The organism is Alkalimonas mucilaginosa, assembly GCF_036327005.1.
Lineage (GTDB): Bacteria > Pseudomonadota > Gammaproteobacteria > Enterobacterales > Alteromonadaceae > Alkalimonas > Alkalimonas mucilaginosa.
Map to the genome: position 1 here is coordinate 64,299 of NZ_JAUGZK010000001.1, position 19,093 is coordinate 83,391.

13 protein-coding genes and 5 tRNA genes are annotated in these 19,093 nt (G+C 52.4%); 12 read left to right on the forward strand and 6 right to left on the reverse strand.

Annotation, left to right across the window (positions count from 1 at the left end):
- Nucleotides 1–95 precede the first annotated feature (95 nt).
- From dnaQ to QWF21_RS00310, 7 genes are all read left to right on the forward strand, one after another.
- Nucleotides 96–806 carry a DNA polymerase III subunit epsilon gene (dnaQ, locus tag QWF21_RS00280; protein WP_330086036.1) on the forward strand — a complete coding sequence of 237 codons (711 nt, stop codon included), beginning with the start codon at nucleotides 96–98 and terminating at the stop codon, nucleotides 804–806.
- Nucleotides 791–2,224, forward strand: a complete 1,434-nt coding sequence (locus tag QWF21_RS00285; RefSeq protein ID WP_330086037.1) for a TIGR03503 family protein — start codon at nucleotides 791–793, stop codon at nucleotides 2,222–2,224. Before dnaQ ends, QWF21_RS00285 begins: the two co-directional genes overlap by 16 nt.
- 107 nt (nucleotides 2,225–2,331) lie before the next feature.
- A tRNA-Asp gene (locus tag QWF21_RS00290) sits at nucleotides 2,332–2,408 on the forward strand.
- Between the two features lie 23 nt (nucleotides 2,409–2,431).
- Nucleotides 2,432–2,508: transfer RNA gene (locus QWF21_RS00295), tRNA-Asp, on the forward strand.
- A 42-nt stretch (nucleotides 2,509–2,550) separates the two neighbouring features.
- Nucleotides 2,551–2,627: transfer RNA gene (locus QWF21_RS00300), tRNA-Asp, on the forward strand.
- Nucleotides 2,628–2,676: 49 nt separating this feature from the next.
- Nucleotides 2,677–2,753: transfer RNA gene (locus QWF21_RS00305), tRNA-Asp, on the forward strand.
- Nucleotides 2,754–2,808: 55 nt separating this feature from the next.
- Nucleotides 2,809–2,899: transfer RNA gene (locus QWF21_RS00310), tRNA-Asp, on the forward strand.
- 96 nt (nucleotides 2,900–2,995) lie between these two features.
- Here the strand turns inward: QWF21_RS00310 and QWF21_RS00315 are convergent.
- Both QWF21_RS00315 and QWF21_RS00320 read right to left on the reverse strand, forming a co-directional pair.
- Nucleotides 2,996–3,853, reverse strand: coding sequence for a PA4780 family RIO1-like protein kinase (locus tag QWF21_RS00315; RefSeq protein ID WP_330086038.1), 858 nt, complete (start codon nucleotides 3,851–3,853; stop codon nucleotides 2,996–2,998).
- Complete coding sequence (locus QWF21_RS00320) at nucleotides 3,850–5,301, reverse strand: YfcC family protein (RefSeq protein WP_330086039.1); 1,452 nt, start codon at nucleotides 5,299–5,301, stop codon at nucleotides 3,850–3,852. The genes QWF21_RS00315 and QWF21_RS00320 overlap by 4 nt, the downstream gene beginning before the upstream one ends.
- A gap of 165 nt (nucleotides 5,302–5,466) precedes the next feature.
- Between QWF21_RS00320 and QWF21_RS00325 the strand changes: the two genes are divergently transcribed.
- The 5 genes from QWF21_RS00325 (at nucleotide 5,467) to QWF21_RS00345 (ending at nucleotide 10,040) form a co-directional block, all read left to right on the forward strand.
- Nucleotides 5,467–7,500 (forward strand): spermidine synthase, encoded by a 2,034-nt coding sequence (locus QWF21_RS00325; protein WP_330086040.1) that lies wholly within the window; start codon nucleotides 5,467–5,469, stop codon nucleotides 7,498–7,500.
- Nucleotides 7,501–7,573: 73 nt separating this feature from the next.
- Nucleotides 7,574–8,707 (forward strand): saccharopine dehydrogenase family protein, encoded by a 1,134-nt coding sequence (locus QWF21_RS00330; protein WP_330086041.1) that lies wholly within the window; start codon nucleotides 7,574–7,576, stop codon nucleotides 8,705–8,707.
- Nucleotides 8,700–9,173, forward strand: a complete 474-nt coding sequence (locus tag QWF21_RS00335; protein WP_330086042.1) for a DUF2269 family protein — start codon at nucleotides 8,700–8,702, stop codon at nucleotides 9,171–9,173. The genes QWF21_RS00330 and QWF21_RS00335 overlap by 8 nt, the downstream gene beginning before the upstream one ends.
- Nucleotides 9,174–9,184: 11 nt before the next feature.
- Complete coding sequence (locus QWF21_RS00340) at nucleotides 9,185–9,547, forward strand: DoxX-like family protein (RefSeq protein ID WP_330086043.1); 363 nt, start codon at nucleotides 9,185–9,187, stop codon at nucleotides 9,545–9,547.
- A gap of 151 nt (nucleotides 9,548–9,698) precedes the next feature.
- Entirely contained in the window at nucleotides 9,699–10,040 is a 342-nt protein-coding gene (locus QWF21_RS00345; protein WP_330086044.1) for a hypothetical protein, read from the forward strand.
- A 67-nt stretch (nucleotides 10,041–10,107) separates the two neighbouring features.
- Here the strand turns inward: QWF21_RS00345 and QWF21_RS00350 are convergent, their stop codons facing one another.
- The 4 genes from QWF21_RS00350 to yfcC form a co-directional block, all read right to left on the reverse strand.
- Complete coding sequence (locus tag QWF21_RS00350) at nucleotides 10,108–11,520, reverse strand: FAD-dependent oxidoreductase (protein ID WP_330086045.1); 1,413 nt, start codon at nucleotides 11,518–11,520, stop codon at nucleotides 10,108–10,110.
- A gap of 10 nt (nucleotides 11,521–11,530) precedes the next feature.
- Entirely contained in the window at nucleotides 11,531–15,994 is a 4,464-nt protein-coding gene (gene gltB / locus QWF21_RS00355) for a glutamate synthase large subunit (RefSeq protein WP_330086046.1), read from the reverse strand.
- Between the two features lie 360 nt (nucleotides 15,995–16,354).
- A complete protein-coding gene (gene iadA, locus QWF21_RS00360) occupies nucleotides 16,355–17,536 on the reverse strand; it encodes a beta-aspartyl-peptidase (protein WP_330086047.1) in 1,182 nt (393 codons plus the stop codon).
- Between the two features lie 10 nt (nucleotides 17,537–17,546).
- Nucleotides 17,547–19,037: a putative basic amino acid antiporter YfcC gene (yfcC, locus tag QWF21_RS00365; protein WP_330086048.1), complete on the reverse strand. Its 1,491-nt coding sequence runs from the start codon at nucleotides 19,035–19,037 to the stop codon at nucleotides 17,547–17,549.
- Nucleotides 19,038–19,093: the final 56 nt, after the last annotated feature.

Genomic DNA, 19,093 nt, shown 5'->3' on the forward strand with positions numbered 1-19,093 from the left:
GTCCTACGAAATAAGTTGGCTGAGCAGGCAAGTAGCGCAGAGCAGTGGCTTCCTTGTTATAATTTACCGTAAAAGCGATGGCAGCGGAACCAAAGATGGCAAAACGTCAGATAATACTTGATACAGAAACAACCGGCATCAACCCGAAAGAAGGGCACCGAATCATTGAGATTGGCTGTGTCGAGCTGATTAACCGGCGTTTTACCGGCAACAATTACCATGTATATATTAACCCTGAGCGTGAGATTGAAGCCGAAGCCATCGCAGTACACGGTATCACCAATGAACGCTTGATGCATGAACCGAAGTTTCGCGACATTGCACAGGATTTCTACCAGTACATTCAGGGGGCTGAGTTGGTTATTCACAATGCAGCCTTCGATGTTGGTTTTATTGACCATGAATTCAGCATGTTACGGCCAAGCTTGCCTGCAGTTGCTGGTTACTGCGCTATTTTGGATACGTTGAAGCTGGCGCGGGATTTACACCCTGGCCAGAAAAATAATCTGGATGCACTTTGTCGGCGTTACGATATCAACAACAGCCACCGTACCTTGCACGGCGCTTTGTTGGATGCGGAAATTCTGGCCGATGTCTATTTGCGGATGACGGGCGGTCAGGTCAGCCTTAACTTATCCGCCGATCGGCAGCAGGATCAATCGACAAATCTTAATCAACCTGTTCAGATCCGCCGTAATGGTGCACTGAAAGTCATTCCTGCCAGCGCCGAGGAGCTGCAGGCACATCAGGAGCGTCTACAAGTGATTGCTAAAAAATCAGGAGCCTTGTTATGGCCAGAGGCATGATCTGTGCAGTGCTATTCACGCTTTTTATGGTATCGCTAAATGCAGAGCCAGAGCCTGATATTGAGCAATTGGAGCTGATGGAGCTGACATTGCCACAAGTGGTAGCAGAGGCTCTCCCTGATGTTGGTTTTGAAATGCTGCAGCAATTACCAACCCGCAATCAAATCGCCATGTTTGATAATCGTTTTCGCATTGACAATGATGTCGACGAAATTACCTTATTGATGTTCCGTCGACCAGGATCGCCTGCGGTTATTCTGGTGCGTCCTGATGGCAGTAAGATCAATCTGCACAATGCAGAAGCACAGAATGTAGAGTGGCATGCCAGCCGTAACTACGACTTGATCCATATCCCAAAGCCAATGGCCGGTCCCTGGCAAGCATTGGGGCGCATTTTGCCGGAAAGTCGCATTATGGTGTTAAGTGATATTATTCTGGATGTCGATCCCTTGCCCGAGCATCTGATGAGTGGTGAAACCCTCAAGGTGACGGCTCGGTTACAAAATGCCGGAGAACCGATTAATGCCAGGGATTTTCGGGAGATTCTGACACTGGAAGTGATTTTTATTAGCACCAATAATCCGGATTACGATAATTTTGGCCGGGGTATTATCCAGGTTGCCCAATTTAGGGATGATGGGCGGGGTCTGGATGAGCGCGCCCGTGATGGTGTTTTTACCGGTGAATTCCAGCTGAATTTTGCGGCTGGTGAATGGGTTCCTAAGTATCTGGTGAAAACACCGCTGTACACCCGGGAAGTGGAACAAGCGGCAGTGTTAATTCATCCAATACCGGTGAAGCCTGAATTGATAAAAGCAGAGCATACCGAAGATTCTCATCAATTGAACTTTGTGGTAGTGGATCCTGAAGTCAAAGCTCGTTCGTTGATTTTGCAAGGTCGGATACGTTATCCCGATGGGGATACCGAAACCTTTAGTTTGCAACGGCCTGAACAGGGGGGGCACCGCCTGCAGCTAGAACATCGTGGCTATGGTAGTTATATGGTTGAAGCCGAGGCCTTTGGCGAGCTGGCAAATGGGCGTGAATTTATGCTGGCATTACCGAATGTCGATTTCTCTGTCAATCTGGAGACCTTTTTAGCACCAGAGTTGGAGCGTTTACCTGAGGAGATATTGGCCGAAGAAGCTGCCAGATTGCAACAGCAGCAAAAACAGACATTCCCGTGGGGTTGGGTTATCACCGTGAATGTTTTGATTTTGGCGGTTGGGGGAGTATTTATCTTTTTTATGCTGACCGGAAAATCCTGGCGTGATTTGATGCCGTCGAAATTAAAGAAAACGACTGCGGCCTCAAAGAGTAAAGAAAACACCCAAGGCAGCGAAGGGAAAAGTGAGGGCCCAGCGGCAAAAAAAGCCGATTTGGATGATATTCTCGACTTATCGCTACCGGATGATTAAGCTTTGCGCAATTGCGGCCAAAAAGGAGTTGACGCAGAAAACCCGAACCCTTATCATTCCCGCCGCACTGCAACATCCCTGACATGATGTGAAGTGCACCTTGGTTTGGAGCGGTAGTTCAGTTGGTTAGAATACCGGCCTGTCACGCCGGGGGTCGCGGGTTCGAGCCCCGTCCGCTCCGCCAAACCTTTTGCAGCATCCGATAGCGGAGCGGTAGTTCAGTTGGTTAGAATACCGGCCTGTCACGCCGGGGGTCGCGGGTTCGAGCCCCGTCCGCTCCGCCACTATCGGACCCTTGCAAAACATTAGTTGGTGTATACCGCTGCGGAGCGGTAGTTCAGTTGGTTAGAATACCGGCCTGTCACGCCGGGGGTCGCGGGTTCGAGCCCCGTCCGCTCCGCCATTTCTTTGTACATCACACTAGTTGGCTTTGATGCCAGATCGCTTTTCGCGGAGCGGTAGTTCAGTTGGTTAGAATACCGGCCTGTCACGCCGGGGGTCGCGGGTTCGAGCCCCGTCCGCTCCGCCACTTCTTTACACCCCTTTAATTTCCAGCTTATGGCCAAATCGCTTTCGCTTTTCGCGGAGCGGTAGTTCAGTTGGTTAGCTTTTTGCTACGAACTTAGCGGCCTGTCACGCCGGGGGTCGCGGGTTCGAGCCCCGTCCGCTCCGCCACTTCTGTTACACCCTTTAATTTTGACTTTAAATCGCTTTGAGTAAGCTCGTGAAGGGGAGACAGGTACCAAGATTGATGGTACCGGTTATAATCAATTAATCCTGTTCTTTTGCCGACAGTTGCCGGGCTTTTCGTTCTTGCATTTCTTCGAATACGGCATTGATCTCATCCAGCACGCCAGCCACATCTGCTGCTTGCTCAACTTCATCAAACACTCCGGTTAGCTCGGTATCGGGGTTCAGATTGCCGGCTTCAAACAAAGCCCAGATTTCTTTAGCATACTGGGTGTTTGCAAGTTCAGGCGCAAACTGCGCATAGTACTGAGTGATGTTGTTAACATCACGCGCTAGCATCCATTGGGCATTGTTATTGGCGGCGGCATCCACCACCTGGGGCAGATCGATAATGACCGGGCCTTCTGGCGCTTGCAGCACATTAAATTCAGACAAGTCACCATGCACCAAACCGACGGACAGCATCCGCAGGATGTCTTGCATCATGCTTTTATGATCACGCCGTGCTTGCTCGGCGCTTAGCTCAATATCATTTAAGCGCGGCGCAACATCACCGTCTTCATCCAGAATCAACTCCATCAGCAAAATACCATCAAAACAGCCGTAGGGGGTAGGTACGCGCACTCCTGCATCTGACAGCTTGTACAAAGCGTCTACCTCGGCATGTTGCCAGCTTTCTTCGGCTTGCTTGCGGCCAAACCCTGAGCCTTTTTCCATGGCCCGGGCCCGTCTGGAGCTTCGGACTTTACGGCCTTCCTGGTATTGCACCGCTTTTTTAAAACTGCGCTGGCTGGCTTCCTTATAGACTTTTGCACAGCGCAGCCTGTGACCGCAGCGAACTATGTACACTGCGGCTTCTTTACCGCTCATCAGCGGCCTTACTACTTCATCAACCAGACCTTCATCGATCAGGGGTTGAATGCGTTTTGGTGTTTTCATTCAGAACCTGAGGTAAGGGCAGTGACTGCTTCCACCGGTGCAAGTACAACTTCAGGTTGTACATCGGCGCCATAACCGAAGACCACCGCCAGCATTAGTACTACAGTCGCTGCAGCCATTAACTTTAACAACAGTGGCATGCAGAACTTGAACCAGCGATCATAAGGCACCCCGGCAATACCAATAATGCCCATCAAAACCGCATTGGTGGGGACGATCATATTGGAAAAACCATCACCAAACTGATAGGCAAGCACTGCCACCTGGCGCGGTACGCCCACTAAATCGCTTAAAGGTGCCATCAGCGGCATGGTCACAAAGGCCTGGCCGCTGCCAGAGGGCACAAACAGGTTTAAAATGGTTTGAATCACCAACATACCAAAAGCAGAAATGGTAGCCGGCACATGCGACAGTGGAAGCGACAGCCCATGCACGATGCTATGCAGGATCTGGCCATCTTCTAATATCAGCGCGATACCCCGGGCAATACCAATCAGTACGGCGGTGGTGGTTAAATCTTTGACCCCTTCAATAAAGCTATCGGAGGCTTCGTCAAAGCTTAGCCGGCCAATCAGGGTGGTCAGCAGACCCCAGCCGACAAAACAAGCACCCAGTTCATACAGATACCAGCCGTGCTGGGAAATACCATAAATCGCAATGCCAATAGTTACCAGGAAAGTTGCCAGGATCAGTTGATGCCGCTTGTTCAGGCTGGGGTAGTTCTTGTTGCTGATATCACCAACCGGGCAGGGCAAGTCGGCCACCATGGAAGCGTTTGGGTCGGCAATGACTTTCTGAGCGTATCGCCAGACATGATGGAAGGCAATAATACAAAATGGCAGGATCAGCGCCAGGCGTAGCCACATACCGGAATAAGGTGGTACTTCGGCAATACCCTGAGCAATCAGCACGGTAAAGGGGTTAAAAGCAGACACCCCATAGCCGACACCATAGCCTGCTACAGTCATACCGACCGCGGTCATGCTATCGAGCCGCATCGCTTTGCACAGTGCCACTAAAATCAGTACAAAGGGAATGTACTCACCGGCAGTGCCGATGGCGCCAGATGCCAGTGAGAAAAAGAAGATTACCATAAAAATCAATTTATGCGGTGCGTCACTGTGCTTTTCCAGCAAACGACCAATCAACGCATCGACAGTACCAGTTTTTCGGGCGATAGCCAGTACGCCACCAACGATGAATACAAAGAAAATAATATCCTGGGCAGCGGCAAAGGCGCGGGGTACTGCAGTCAGCAGTTGCCAGGGGGTAAGTAAGCCACGTTCTTCAGCAAGGGTATAAGTACCGGGGATGACTACCGTGCGGCCGGTATCAGTCAGGGCCGTTTCAAAAAAACCTTGCGGCACGATCCAGGTGGCAATCATTGCCACTATCATCATGCTAAACAGTAAGGTGAGGGTATGGGGTACCTTGAATGCTTTCTTCATGGAAAGACCTTTTTCGTTATGGTTGTGAATACAAACCCGCCAAGTCTACCTGATGCGCTAAAGGCAACCAAGGGCTTGTTGGCTTTTTGTTGTGCTTTGACAAGCTTGCACAGCAAGGCTGCTTTGGATAGGCTTAGCGCCTTGTAATATCAGCCGGATGCTGTTGTGCCTTTATTTGCTGTCACTATTTTCCTCAGTGCACTGTTGCTGTTTTTGATCCAGCCGTTGGCAGCGCGTTGGTTGTTGCCCTATTTCGGTGGTGGCGCTGCAGTCTGGACCGCTTGCATGCTGTTCTTTCAACTGATGCTGCTGGCCGGGTACAGCTATGCGCATTGGCTGACTCATAGGCTGAGTTTAAAGCAGCAACGGACTGTGCATGGTAGCCTGGTGCTGCTGGCGCTGCTTTGGTTATGGTGGGCTGGCAGTGCCGTCTCAGCGCCCGAACCATCTGCTTATCCATTGCTTAGCATTTTAAGTTGGCTGCTGCTGTTGTTTGGTTTGCCGTTGTTGGTGATTGCGGCCAGTGCCCCCTTGCTACAGCGCTGGTTTGCCGATCGCTTCCCTCTGCGCTCACCGTATCGGCTGTACGCTTTATCCAATGTCGGCTCCTTAGGGGCTTTGCTCAGTTACCCCTTTATTGTGGAACCCTGGCTGCCATTGTCGCAGCAATTTACTGGTTGGCAGTGGGGCTTTACTGGCTTGGCCTTGTTGCTATTGGTCTTACTTAGATGGCAGTTGCCGAAGGCCAGTACTACTTCTGAAGCTGTTGCTGCTGCCAGTAGCAGGCAGTGGGGTTATTGGCTCAGTTTATCGGCCGCAGGGGTGGTGTTATTGCTGGCGGTGACGCAGCAACTGACGCAAAACGTACCGCCAGTGCCATTTTTGTGGGTGGTGCCGCTGGCACTTTACCTGCTGAGCTTTATTCTGGTATTTAACCGCGAGCACTGGTATCAACGTGCGCTCTGGCTGTACCTGTTTGGTATTGGCCTGGTGCTGGCGCTGGTGCTGATCCACTTCGGCCGGCTATTTGACCTCTATTCGCAGCTGGCTTTGTATCTGCTGATTCTGTTTAGCGGCTGCATGCTCTGTCACGGCGAGTTGGCACGGTTAAAGCCGGCAGCAAGTCAGCTCACCCGGTTTTATCTGGCGATGGCACTTGGCGGCGTGTTAGGCGGCTTGTTGGTTAATCTTTTAGCCCCGGCTCTTTTAAACGATTTTCATGAATTCCCAGTCGTCTTGCTGGCTATCCTGCTGCTGGCAGTGCTGCCCTGGCAGCGTCAACTGGCGCTGTGGCGAAAAGTCGCCTGGCTGAGTGGCGCTGCAAGTTTTGTGCTGTTGGCGATTTGGTTGCACTTGCTGCTAAACCAGTTTACCGTGCATCAAGAGCGTAATTTCTACGGCAGCCTTGTGGTGCGGGATATCCCAGTGGCCGGTGAGTTACAGCGCATTCTGATTGATGGCACCACCAGTCATGGTGCTCAGTATCTGGCCGCGGATAAACGGCAACAGGCGCTGAGCTACTACCGCCCAGGCACAGGCGTGGCGTTGGCGCTGCAGTATCGTCAACCGGATCCTGGCCTGGCCAATAGTAGTAAAAGTGCAGGCAGGCATTTTGGTATGGTTGGGTTGGGGGCTGGTACTCTGGCTGTCTATGGCAGGGCCGGGGATCGCATTCAGTTTTACGAGCTGAATCCGGCGGTCATCAGCACGGCGCAGCAGCACTTTAGTTATCTGGCCGATAGCGCTGCGACCGTTGAGGTGTTGCTGGGCGATGGCCGCTTGGTGCTGCAACAGCAACTGCAGCAACAGGGCAGCCAGCAGTTTGATGTGCTGGTGCTGGATGCCTTTAGCAGCGATGCTATCCCGCAGCATTTACTCACCCGCGAAGCCTTTGCACTCTATCTGCAGCATCTGCGCGCCGATGGCGTATTGGCAGTGCATATCTCGAATAACTACCTGGACTTGACTTCAGTGGTGCGCAATCACGCCCATCACTTTGGGCTGGACGCGCTGTTTTTTCACACCCCGGCCGATAGCCAAAACCCGGCGGCGACCGAATGGGTGTTGCTCACCAGGAATCAGGACTTTATCCGGCAAGAAGCTACTCAGCAGGCGGTAGGCAATTGGCCGACACAGCTAAACCCGGCTATTCAGTGGACGGATGATTTTAGCAATTTACTGCGGGTGTTGAAAAAGTAGGTGACTGAGGGCTTTCTTCCTATAGACAGTTGCGTACTGCACTGAACACCATGGTATGAAAGGATAGGTATGCATGACGGTAACTAGTGTAGTGATCCTGGGTGGCTACGGCAATTTTGGTAAACGCATTGCCGAAAACCTGGCGGCTATCCCCGGTATAAAAATTATAATTGCCGGTCGATGTGCCAAGAAGGGCGGACGCTTGTGTCAGCAACTGGCTGCACAAGGAGCGAATGCGACCCTGGAAGCTGCGGTGCTTGATATTTATCAGCCAGAGTTTGTTGCTAAGCTCAGGGCGTTATCCCCCGAGCTGGTTATTCACACCGGAGGCCCTTTTCAAGGGCAAGACTATAGGGTTCCTGAAGCTTGTATTGCGGCAGGCTGTCATTACATTGATCTGGCGGATGATCGTCGGTTTGTCTGCGATATTACAGCTCTTAACGAGAAAGCATGTGCGGCAAATGTGTTGATTGTATCAGGCGCAAGTTCGGTGCCAGGCTTGTCTTCAACCGTTATCGATAGTTTTAGCAATCAGTTTGCACAGCTTGATAGCATCGATTTTGCCATAGCTCCCGGTAACCAGGCTGAACGTGGTGAAGCAACGGTTCGGGGGATCCTCTCCTATACCGGCCACCCCTTTATGGTATTTTCGGATGGTAACTGGGTTCATCAATACGGCTGGATGTCTCCCAGGAGAGTGCAATTTGGTGACAAGATTGGACCGCGCTGGCTGGCCAACGTTGATATCCCTGATTTGGAACTCTTTCCGAAGCGATACACGCCCGTTCGCACTGTCAGGTTCCAGGCTGGCCTTGAGTTGCCTTTGTTACATCTGGGCATGGTTTTTATGGCCTTTTTGGCCAAGTGTGGTTTGGTCAGAGATTGGTCTGTGTTTACCCGTACTATTTTCAGGTTGAGCACACTTTTTCAAAAAGCAGGCACCGATATGGGGGCTATGCAGGTCAACCTTTCCGGCCTGGACTGGCGTCAACAGGTGAAACAGATTCGCTGGACACTCTATGCCGAGAATGGTGTAGGCCCCTATATCCCGACGATTTCGGCCATCCTTCTGGCAAAAAAACTTATCGCAGGCACTCTGGACTCCAGGGGAGCCACGCCCTGTCTGGGCTTGTATACCATGGCCGAGTTTGACCAAGAGGCCGCGTCACTTGGTATTTATCATAAAACGGAGACTCACCTTGGATAATTATCTTTTGGTAAAGCTGATCCATATTGTCAGTGCTGTAGTGGTGGCTGGCACCGGAACCGGGATTGCATTTTTTATGTTTATGGCCAATCGTTCTTCTAATCTGGAAGCCTTAGCTGTGACAGCACGGCATGTGGTGTTGGCTGATTGGCTGTTTACTGCACCAGCTGTTGTCGCTCAGTTCGTCAGTGGCATACTGCTGATGATGATGCTCGGGTATTCGTTTAGCTCCAGTTGGTTTTACGCTGTGATGGCGCTGTTTCTATTTATAGGTATTTGCTGGATACCGGTGATCTTTATTCAGTATAAACTCAAGGCTCTGGCTGACTCCTCTGTAAAAGCTGGTGTGCTTGATCCTGGTTTTAAGAAAATGATGAAATTATGGACTGCCTTAGGGATCCCTGCCTTTGCCGCAATATTGCTGCTTTTCTGGCTTATGGTCTTTAAGCCACTACCATTGATATAGGAGCTAGTAGCTTGAGTTCAGGTGTGCGTTTCGCCGCAAGGCTTAGTCTCAGTTTTTTATGGATTTTTACCGCTATTACCTCAGCATTTTTTGCCAAAGAGATTGGCTATCAGGTATTGGCTGGCAGGGGTATTACCGGCGGGCTGGCAAGTTTTTGCATTCTGTCTGGCAGTCTGCTAAATGCAGTGATTGGGATCTGGTTGCTCACTGGCAAAAGCCTGAGGCTTTGCTACCTGGCACAGCTGGTAGTGATTTCAGCCTATACCTTACTATTAACTGTTATTGCTCCGGGCTTTTGGCTGCACCCCTTTGGACCTGTTACGAAAAATATTCCTTTGTTAGTGCTTATCTACTGCTTATATCGGGAAGCGTAATAGCGGTTCACTGCCTATGTCGGACAGCGTTGCTGCTATGATACGTAGGGGAAATGTCCTCCGCGGTAGATTGCAGCAGTCACATAGCTTCTTGTAGTCGTTGAAAGTAAAGCATAGCTGGCAACGAGTAACTTGATCGTCGAGTATGACCATGAAACATTTGATAGTACATTTTATCTTGCTGTACTCAATAATCGCTTGTGCCAACACTGAGCAGGCAGCACTTATTTATGATAAGTGGGCCTTAGAAGCCATTATTTTTGATGATGGTAGTAAAAACAATCCCGGAGCTGGTAATTTTGTTGAAGTGACGCCGGACTACATTACCGAGGTTATTAGCAGCATGGGATCCCGGCAATATCCTTACCTTAAGGAAGGAAATCTGCTTACTTTAACCGTTGGTGATGAAGTAGTACGCTGGGAGATCGTTGAAGTGGGTGAAGAGCATCTTCATATTCAGACGCCTATTGGGCGATACATTTTCAGGCGTTGATACTTAGCTTCTATTGTAGTTGGATTTAGTTATCAAAAAGTGCCCGGCATGAGCCGGGCGCTTTGTTTTATACCTGCAGATAATCCAGTATGCCTTCGGCTGCTTTGCGGCCCTGGGCGATGGCGGTGACTACTAAGTCAGAGCCCAACACCATATCGCCGCCGGCGAAGATCTTGTGCTGATTGGTTTGCAGCGCATAGGTGCTTTTCTCACTGGCTTTGACCCGGCCTTTGCTATCGAGCGCAATGCCGTAGTCCTGCAACCAGGCCGGTGGGCTTGGCTGAAAACCAAAGGCAACGATGATGGCATCGGCTTCCAGTACCTGCTCAGAGCCAGCAATCGGCTCTGGGCTGCGGCGGCCATTGGCATCCGGCTCGCCCAGTTTGGTTTGCACCACCCGCACGCCACAGGCATTGCCGGCCGGATCGACCTCAATCCCCAGAGGTTGCAGATTGAACTGGAACTCAACGCCTTCCTCGCGGGCATTTTGCACTTCTTTGCGCGAGCCCGGCATATTGGCTTCATCACGCCGGTAGGCACAAATCACTTGGTGCGCGCCCTGACGGATGGAGGTACGCACGCAGTCCATGGCGGTATCGCCACCGCCTAGCACCACCACTTTCTTGCCTTCCATGCTGACAAACGGATGCTCGGTCTGCCAGCCCATTAACTGATTGGTGTTGCCAATCAAAAAGGGCAGGGCTTCCAGCACCCCTGGTGCTTCTTCGTTGGCAAGGCCGCCTTTCATCGGCGTGTAGGTACCGAGCCCAAGGAAGACCGCATCGTACTCCTGCACCAGAGCCTCAAAGGCGATGTCGCTGCCAATGCTGGTGTTTAAGCGAAACTCAATGCCCATCTCGCTGAAGATCTGCCGGCGCAGCTGCATCACTTCTTTTTCCAGCTTAAAGGCCGGAATGCCGAAGGTAAGCAGGCCGCCGATTTCCGGATTACGGTCAAACACCACTGGCGTGACGCCGTTTCGGATCAGCACATCGGCACAGGCCAGGCCAGCCGGGCCTGCTCCGACAATGGCGACCTTTTTATCGGTTTTGGTCACATCCGATAAATCCGGCCGCCAGCCCATTTCAAAGGCTTTGTCGGTAATGTATTTCTCGATGCTGCCGATGGTAACGGCACCAAAGCCTTCATTCAGGGTACAGGCCCCTTCGCACAGCCGGTCTTGCGGGCAAACCCGGCCACAGACCTCCGGCAAGCTGTTGGTTTTGTGCGACAGCTCGGCCGCTTCAATAATTTTGCCGTCATTGGCCAGCTTTAACCACTGCGGAATGTAGTTGTGCACCGGGCACTTCCATTCGCAGTAAGGGTTGCCGCAATCGAGGCAACGATCGGCCTGACCGGCAACCTGGGTATCGGTCATTGGCTGGTAAATTTCCACAAACTCTATAGTGCGCTCCTGCAAGGAGCGCTTGGGCGGATCGATCCGCTCGACATCAATAAACTGATAAACATTCTGCGCCATCACCGTCTCCTTACATCGCTTGCACGCGCAGCTCGTCGGAAGAACGAGCCCGGTGACCTAGCAGGGTGTGTACATCGCTGGTTTTCGGTTTGACCAGACGGAATTTGGGTAAATAGGTTTTAAAGTCCGACAGGATCTGGTGCGCCAGCTCACTGCCGGTTTGCTCAACGTGTTGGTGCAGAAGGCTGCGCAAGTGTTCCTGCAAAATCGGCATGCTGATATCCAGGCATTCGACCAGCTCCGGATTGACCCGCAGCTCCAGATCATTTTGCTCATCGAGCAGGTAAGCAAAGCCACCGGTCATGCCAGCGCCAAAGTTGACACCGGTATCGCCCAGCACCACTACTACACCGCCGGTCATGTATTCGCAGCAGTTATCGCCGGTGCCTTCCACCACAGCAATAGCCCCGGAATTGCGCACGGCAAAACGCTCTCCGGCTTTACCAGCGGCAAACAAGCGTCCGCCGGTGGCACCATACAAACAGGTGTTGCCGATAATGGTCGCGCCCTCTTTGGCATAACCCACGCCCTTGGGCGGGAACACCGAAATCTGGCCACCAGTCATGCCTTTACCGACATAATCGTTGGCATCGCCTTGCAAAGATAAATGCAGGCCGCCGGCATTCCAGACACCAAAACTCTGGCCGGCAGTGCCGGTTAACCGGACCTGCACCGGCTCGACCGCCATGCCCTGATTGCCATGCTGGCGGGCAATTAAACCTGATAACATAGCGCCAACCGAGCGATCGGTATTGCGAATGGGCAGCCGGACGCTGCCGCCAGCCTTGCGCTTGACTGCATCGCCGAGTAGCTCCACCAGCTTTAAGTTCAGATCGCCGGCATCAAAAGGCGTATTGGGCTCAACGCAATAGAGTGGTTTTTCAGAGCGCACACCGGAAGAGTCCAGAATTTCTCTCAAATCCAACCGGCTTTGTTTCTGGGTTTGCGGCTCTACCAGTTCCAATAAATCGGTGCGGCCGATTAAATCTTCCAGCTTCTCGACTCCAAGCTGAGCCAACAACTCACGCACTTCGCGCGCCAGGAAGGTAAAGTAGTTCATCACCATTTCTGGTAAACCATTGAAATGGTTCTTGCGCAAGGTACTGTCTTGCGTCGCTACCCCGGTGGCGCAGTTGTTCAAATGGCAAATTCGCAGGAATTTGCAGCCAAGCGCTACCATGGGGCCGGTGCCAAAACCAAAGCTTTCAGCACCCAAAATCGCGGCTTTGACCACATCCAAGCCGGTTTTCAGGCCACCGTCGACCTGCAACCGTACTTTGTGGCGCAGGCCGTTATCCACCAGTGCCTGATGCACTTCAGCCAGGCCCAATTCCCAGGGGCTGCCAGCGTATTTTACCGAGGTAAGTGGGCTGGCGCCGGTACCGCCATCGTAGCCGGACACGGTAATCAAATCGGCATAAGCCTTGGCCACGCCGGTAGCAATGGTGCCGATGCCGGGTTCTGATACCAGTTTTACCGATACCAGGGCTTTGGGGTTGACCTGCTTTAAATCGAAAATCAGCTGGGCTAAATCCTCAATCGAGTAGATATCGTGATGCGGCGGGGGTGAGATTAAGGTCACGCCAGGCACCGAATAACGCAGGTGGGCGATTTCAGCGGTGACTTTCTCGCCCGGTAACTGGCCGCCTTCACCAGGCTTCGCGCCCTGGGCCACTTTGATTTGCAGCACTTCGGCATTGACCAGGTAATGTGGCGTCACGCCAAAGCGGCCGGATGCGATTTGCTTGATTTTGGAGTTTTTTTCGGTACCAAAACGGCGTGGATCTTCACCACCTTCGCCGGAGTTCGAGCGGCCACCCAGCCGGTTCATCGCAATAGCCAGGGCTTCGTGGGCTTCAGGGCTTAAGGCGCCAATCGACATGGCTGCACTGTCAAAGCGGGGGTACAGCTCGCTATCGGGTGCCACCTGCTCCAGCGGTAGTGGTTTATCCACCGGCTTAATGCGCAGCAGATCGCGGATATGAGCAATGGGCCGCTCATTTACCAGTTGGCTGTAGCGCTGGTAATCGTGGTACTCGCCACTACGCACTGCCTGTTGCAGGGTTTGCACCACATCCGGGTTGTAGGCATGGTACTCGCCATCGTGCACGTATTTTAGCAGGCCACCGTGATTCAGTGGTTTGCGCTTGAGCCAGGCGACATGCGCCAGTTGCTGCAAATCCTGCTGAATGTCGTCGAAGTTGGCACCGCCGATGCGGGAGTCGATGCCGGCAAAGCACAGCTGCATAATGTCGTTGCCAAGGCCGATGATCTCAAACAAGTTGGAGCAGCGGTAACTGGCGATGGTGGAGATCCCCATCTTCGACATGATCTTGTACAGGCCTTTGTTGATGCCTTTGCGGTAATTCAGTACCGCCTGACGGGCGCTTAAATTCAGCACGCCTTTTTCCACCAGCTGCTCGACGGTTTCGTACGCCATAAAGGGGTAGACCCCAGTGGCACCCAGACCGACCAGCACAGCAAAGTGGTGTGGATCGCGGGCGGTGGCGGTTTCGACAATGATGTTGGAGTCGCAGCGCAGCTGCGCTTTGACCAGCGCTTGCTGTACAGCACCGACAGCCATGGCGGCAGGAATGGGCAGCTTGCCCTGAGCAATGGCGCGATCGGATAACATCACCAGCACCACCTGCTCTTCACGCACTGCGGTCACTACGTCCTGACACAGGCTTTCCAGCGCCTGTTGCAGGGTCTGCTGCTCTGGGTCAAAGTTCAGCGCGAACTGGCGGTGACGATAGAACTCGTCGTCAGCTGCTTTTAACTGCTTGAGATCCGAGTACATCATCACCGGCGACTCAAACTGAATGCGGCGGGCGTATCCTGCGGTTTCACTGAATACGTTGTGCTCACGACCAATGCTGGTGGCGAGCGACATCACGTGGTTTTCCCGCAGCGGATCAATGGGCGGGTTGGTGACCTGAGCAAACTGCTGACGGAAGTAATCAAACAGGGTGCGTGGCTTTTGCGACAACACCGCCATCGGCGTATCGTCACCCATCGAACCGACAGCCTCCTGACCGTCTTTGGCCAGTACCGTCATCACCTGATCGATTTCTTCGTAGCTGTAGTTAAACAGCTTGTGGTAGACCTGCATGGTGGCATCGTCAAACACCCGCTTGCCAATCAGATCCAACTCGTATTTTTCGTAGGGGATTAAGCGCTGCACATTTTCATTCAGCCAGGCTCGATATGGATGGCGCTGCTTTAAATCTTCATCGATATCGCAGGAGCGCCAGACCTTGCCGGTGTAGGTATCGATCGCCAGCATTTCGCCCGGGCCGACCCGGCCTTTTTCCTGTACTTCATCCGGGCTGTAATCCCAGATCCCAACTTCGGAGGCCAGTGTCAGTACCTGATCTTTGGTAATGACAAAGCGGGCCGGGCGCAGACCATTGCGATCCAGGTTACAGGCGACATGGCGGCCATTGGTCATGACGATACCGGCCGGGCCATCCCAGGGCTCCATATGCATGGAGTTAAACTCGTAAAAGGCTTTTAAATCATCGTCCATCACCCGGTTGCCTTGCCAGGCGGGTGGCACCAGCAAGCGCATGGCGCGGAATAAATCCATGCCGCCGGCTAAAAACAGCTCCAGCATATTATCCAGTGAGCTGGAGTCCGAGGTGTCTTCTTTGACAAAAGGAGCGGCTTGCTGCAGATCAGGCAGCAGCGGCGAGCCAAATTTGTACTGGCGGGCACGGGCCCACTGACGGTTGCCTTTAATGGTGTTGATCTCACCATTGTGCGCTAAAAAGCGAAATGGCTGCGCCAGTGGCCAGCGTGGCATGGTATTGGTGGAAAAGCGCTGATGGAACACGCAAATGGCGGTTTCAAGCCGGATATCGGCCAGATCCAGATAAAAGCGTGGCAAGTCGGCTGGCATCATCAGGCCTTTAAAGACCGTCACAAGGCAGGAAAAACTGGGGATATAAAAATCGTTGTCATCGGCCAGCCGTTTTTCAATGCGCCGGCGCACCATATACAGGCGGCGCTCCAGATCGCGCTTGCGCCAGCCGGGCTGGGCATTGACAAAGACCTGCTCAATTTGTGGCATCGAGTCCAACGCAATAGGGCCTAGCACGGATGCATCAATCGGCATCTTACGCCAACCCACCAGGCTCAGGGTTTCATGGCCCACTTCTTCTTCAATCACTTTGCGGGCAAAAGCCGCTTTGTCCGGATCCTGGCTTAAAAACAACATGCCAACGCCGTATTTTTTGCCTAAGCTCCAGCCATTTTCTTCGGCAATAGCGCGAAAAAAACTGTCGGGTTTTTGCATCAAGAGGCCGCAACCATCGCCGGTTTTGCCATCGGCGGAAATCCCGCCGCGATGCTGCATGCGGTCCAAACCATTGATGGCAGTTCGCACCAGCTTATGACTGGCTACTCCCTCTAAGTGGGCGATCAGGCCAAAGCCGCAGTTTTCCCGGGCTTGTGCGTGTTGGTACAACGCCATAACACACCTCCAAACTTGTCCAAATGGATATAAATATAGATTTTATGAATTTTTATTCTATTTGTGTGCGCGGCGTTAAACTGAAATAAAACAACAAAATACATTCAGCTTTTCAGTGTTTCTAGAGTAAAAGCTCTTAGAGCGTCTAGCCGTCTAAATAATATCAAGCTATAGGTATACCGGCTTTAATGTGAAAAAGCAAGCAGACTTTTCGCACCTTAAAGTATAGAAAGTAAGCAGTTGAATGTGAAAATAAATTACACGAATTGCGGTTATTTCGGCTATCTATGGTGCTGAAAACTGAAAAAAAGCTGCCGAAGCAGCTTTTGGTAAATGCCAAATTATTCTTAAACTATGCGTTTAGGCTTCAAAGGTCCCTTTGACCACGGCTTTAGCATTGGCTACCATTTGCCGGCCTTTGGCCCAGACCTGGTTAATCACCAGATCGTCCCGGCGCAGTAGCACCAAATCGGCGTCTTTACCCATGGCAATACGCCCTTTGTGCTTTAAGCCAAGAATATCGGCCGGGGAGGCGGTAATGCTGCAAATGGCATCCGTTAAAGCAACATCAAATTGCTGCACGGCCTGACGGGCTGATTGATACAAGGTTTGTACCTGACCAACTTCCAGCCCCAGCATGCTGCCTTTTTTATCGTAAATCGGCAGGCTGGCATTGCCATCGGAGCTCATGGTCAGTTGCAGAACCGGGATCCCTTCGACCAGACTGAGTGCTAACGCCTCGGCCGCGGCAACTTCGCCATGAGCTAAGTCATAGGCGGTGGTGCTGGTGGTAAAATCCAGATAGCCACCTTGTTTGGCATAAGCAAGGCCAGCTGCAAACACCGCCTGATTTCGGTTCATATGGGTAGGATAAAACTGGGTCAGTTCCAGTTCGCTGCCGCTGACTGCATCAAGAATCGGCTGCAATATGCTGTCGCCAGCCCCCATATGCACGCTGACAATACCGCTTTTACCTGACAGAATGCCACCTACACGGGCCGCTGCCGCCACTTTGCGAATTTCGCTGATGGTCGGCTGTGACGAGCGGTGATCGCTGATGGCAATTTCACCAACACCGATAAACTTATCGATCAAGATTAAATCGTCGGTGATATTGCCTGTCAGAGTGCGGCAGGGGATCTCGTAAGAGCCGGTGTGGCACCAGGTGCTGATACCTTCGGCTTCCAGCGCATGGGCTTTGGCCAACAGATTGGTCAGGGTGCGGGTGGTCGCATCGGTGCCGAGCACACCAATAGCGGTAGTGACACCGCCTAAGGTTGCATCGGTCAGTTGCATTTCCGGCGTGCGGCTGGCAAAACCTGCTTCACCGCCGCCACCAATAAAGTGCACCAGCGAGTCGACAAAGCCGGGCACCAGATAATGCCCACTGGCATCGACTTCGGTCACCGGTACATTGCTGGTACCCAGCGATAACGATTCAGCAATTGCCAGAACTTTACCACCAGCAATCAGCACATCCTTTTGACCCAGTGGCTCTGGAGCCAGTACTTCGGCTCCTTTAAATAAAATTAATCCGTTCACAGACACCTCGTTATTGGTAGCCGATTGCTACAGCCAGCAGCATCGCCAGGCTGGCCAGTAAGAACAGCCACAAATACAGTTTCCAGGCAAAGCGGGCCCACAGGGTCCAGTCCACCCGTACTACCCCCAAACAGCCAATCAGTGCTGCTGAGGTTGGGATAATAATGTTGGTCAGGCCATCGCCGAGCTGAAAAGCCAGCACCGAAATCTGTCGGGAGAGACCGACAAGATCTGCCAAAGGAGCAATCAAAGGCATGGTCAGCGCTGCCTGACCAGAGCCTGAGGCAACAAAGAAGTTAAATACCGATTGCAGTACCAACATAAACCAGGCCGATAGCCAGGCTGGTAAATCGCCCAGCGCCTGGCCGGAGTAGTGCAGCAGGGTATTGAGGACAGACGGGGTTTCCGGATTATCACCGCCCAGAATTAACACGATGCCTTTGGCCATACCAACAATAAGGGCGGCAGGCAATAGCTCGGCGGCACCTTGCTTAAAGGCATCCGCAGCACCATTGACGGTTAAGCGGCCGCCTAAAATACCCAGTACTGCTACCACTAAACCAATGGTAAAGAACTGACTGGCAATTTCCGGAATATAGTAACCACGCGTAGTGACACCCCAAATGATCCAGCTAAGGCCAGCAAAGAAAGCCAGTAAAATGACCGTATCCACGCCGGTGTAATGACTGTGTTCCTGTTGCTTGCCTTGCTGCTGTGCTTTCACTTGCACATCGCTGGCATAACTGGGCGACAGCTCGGGGTTGGCTTTGATGCGGCTGGCGTAGCGCATGGTAAAGATGGTACCAAATACCGTTAGCACCAGCCATAACCCATAGCGAAACTCTGCACCGGACATCAAAGGGATATCGGCAATCCCCTGAGCAATTGCAATACTAAAAGGGTTCATCCAGGAAGCGGCAAAGCCGATTTGAGTCGCGACATAGGTCACCAGCACTGTGGTAATGGCATCGTAGCCCAGGGCATACATCAGCGGCAATAGCACGATGCAAAAGGCAATCGCCTCCTCGCCCATACCAAAGATAGCGCCACCTAACGAGAACAGCACAAACATGATGGGGATAAACAGCGCCTCCATGTTTTTTGTTTTCTCAATCAATGCCAGGATGCCGTTGTGGATGGCGCCGGTACGCATGATGATGCCAAAAGCGCCACCTGTCAGCAGAATAAAAGCAATCACGCCAATCGCCGAGCCCCATTTGGAACCAGAGACCATGCCTTCAAAGGCATAATTTAAAAAGCCTATGCCACCGCCTTCAGCGAAGAGGGGCACGCCATGTTGTTGCCCGGTGTCCAGTGCAAAGCTGGCCGGAACGATGCGTTGTTGCAGCTCGATCTCGCCGTTTTGTTCAACTTCTACCTGCTGCATGCCAAAGCTGCCTGCCGGGATCAGATGACTGGCAATTGCGGCCAGCACCATCACGAAAAACAGGATCACAAAAGCATCAGGCATGTTGACCGGTTGTTTCACCGCGGTTTTCATAACGAATTAGCCTGTATCGTTCTGTTGGAAAGAAGGAGGGGAGCAAAGCTCCCCTG

What these genes read in the sequence shown, in the direction of transcription:
- dnaQ (WP_330086036.1), top strand. Translation starts at nt 96, where the DNA reads ATGGCAAAACGTCAGATAATACTTGATACAGAAACAACCGGCATCAAC.
- QWF21_RS00285 (WP_330086037.1), top strand. Translation starts at nt 791, where the DNA reads ATGGCCAGAGGCATGATCTGTGCAGTGCTATTCACGCTTTTTATGGTA.
- QWF21_RS00315 (WP_330086038.1), bottom strand. Translation starts at nt 3,853, where the DNA reads ATGAAAACACCAAAACGCATTCAACCCCTGATCGATGAAGGTCTGGTT.
- QWF21_RS00320 (WP_330086039.1), bottom strand. Translation starts at nt 5,301, where the DNA reads ATGAAGAAAGCATTCAAGGTACCCCATACCCTCACCTTACTGTTTAGC.
- QWF21_RS00330 (WP_330086041.1), top strand. Translation starts at nt 7,574, where the DNA reads ATGACGGTAACTAGTGTAGTGATCCTGGGTGGCTACGGCAATTTTGGT.
- QWF21_RS00345 (WP_330086044.1), top strand. Translation starts at nt 9,699, where the DNA reads ATGAAACATTTGATAGTACATTTTATCTTGCTGTACTCAATAATCGCT.
- QWF21_RS00350 (WP_330086045.1), bottom strand. Translation starts at nt 11,520, where the DNA reads ATGGCGCAGAATGTTTATCAGTTTATTGATGTCGAGCGGATCGATCCG.
- gltB (WP_330086046.1), bottom strand. Translation starts at nt 15,994, where the DNA reads ATGGCGTTGTACCAACACGCACAAGCCCGGGAAAACTGCGGCTTTGGC.
- yfcC (WP_330086048.1), bottom strand. Translation starts at nt 19,037, where the DNA reads ATGAAAACCGCGGTGAAACAACCGGTCAACATGCCTGATGCTTTTGTG.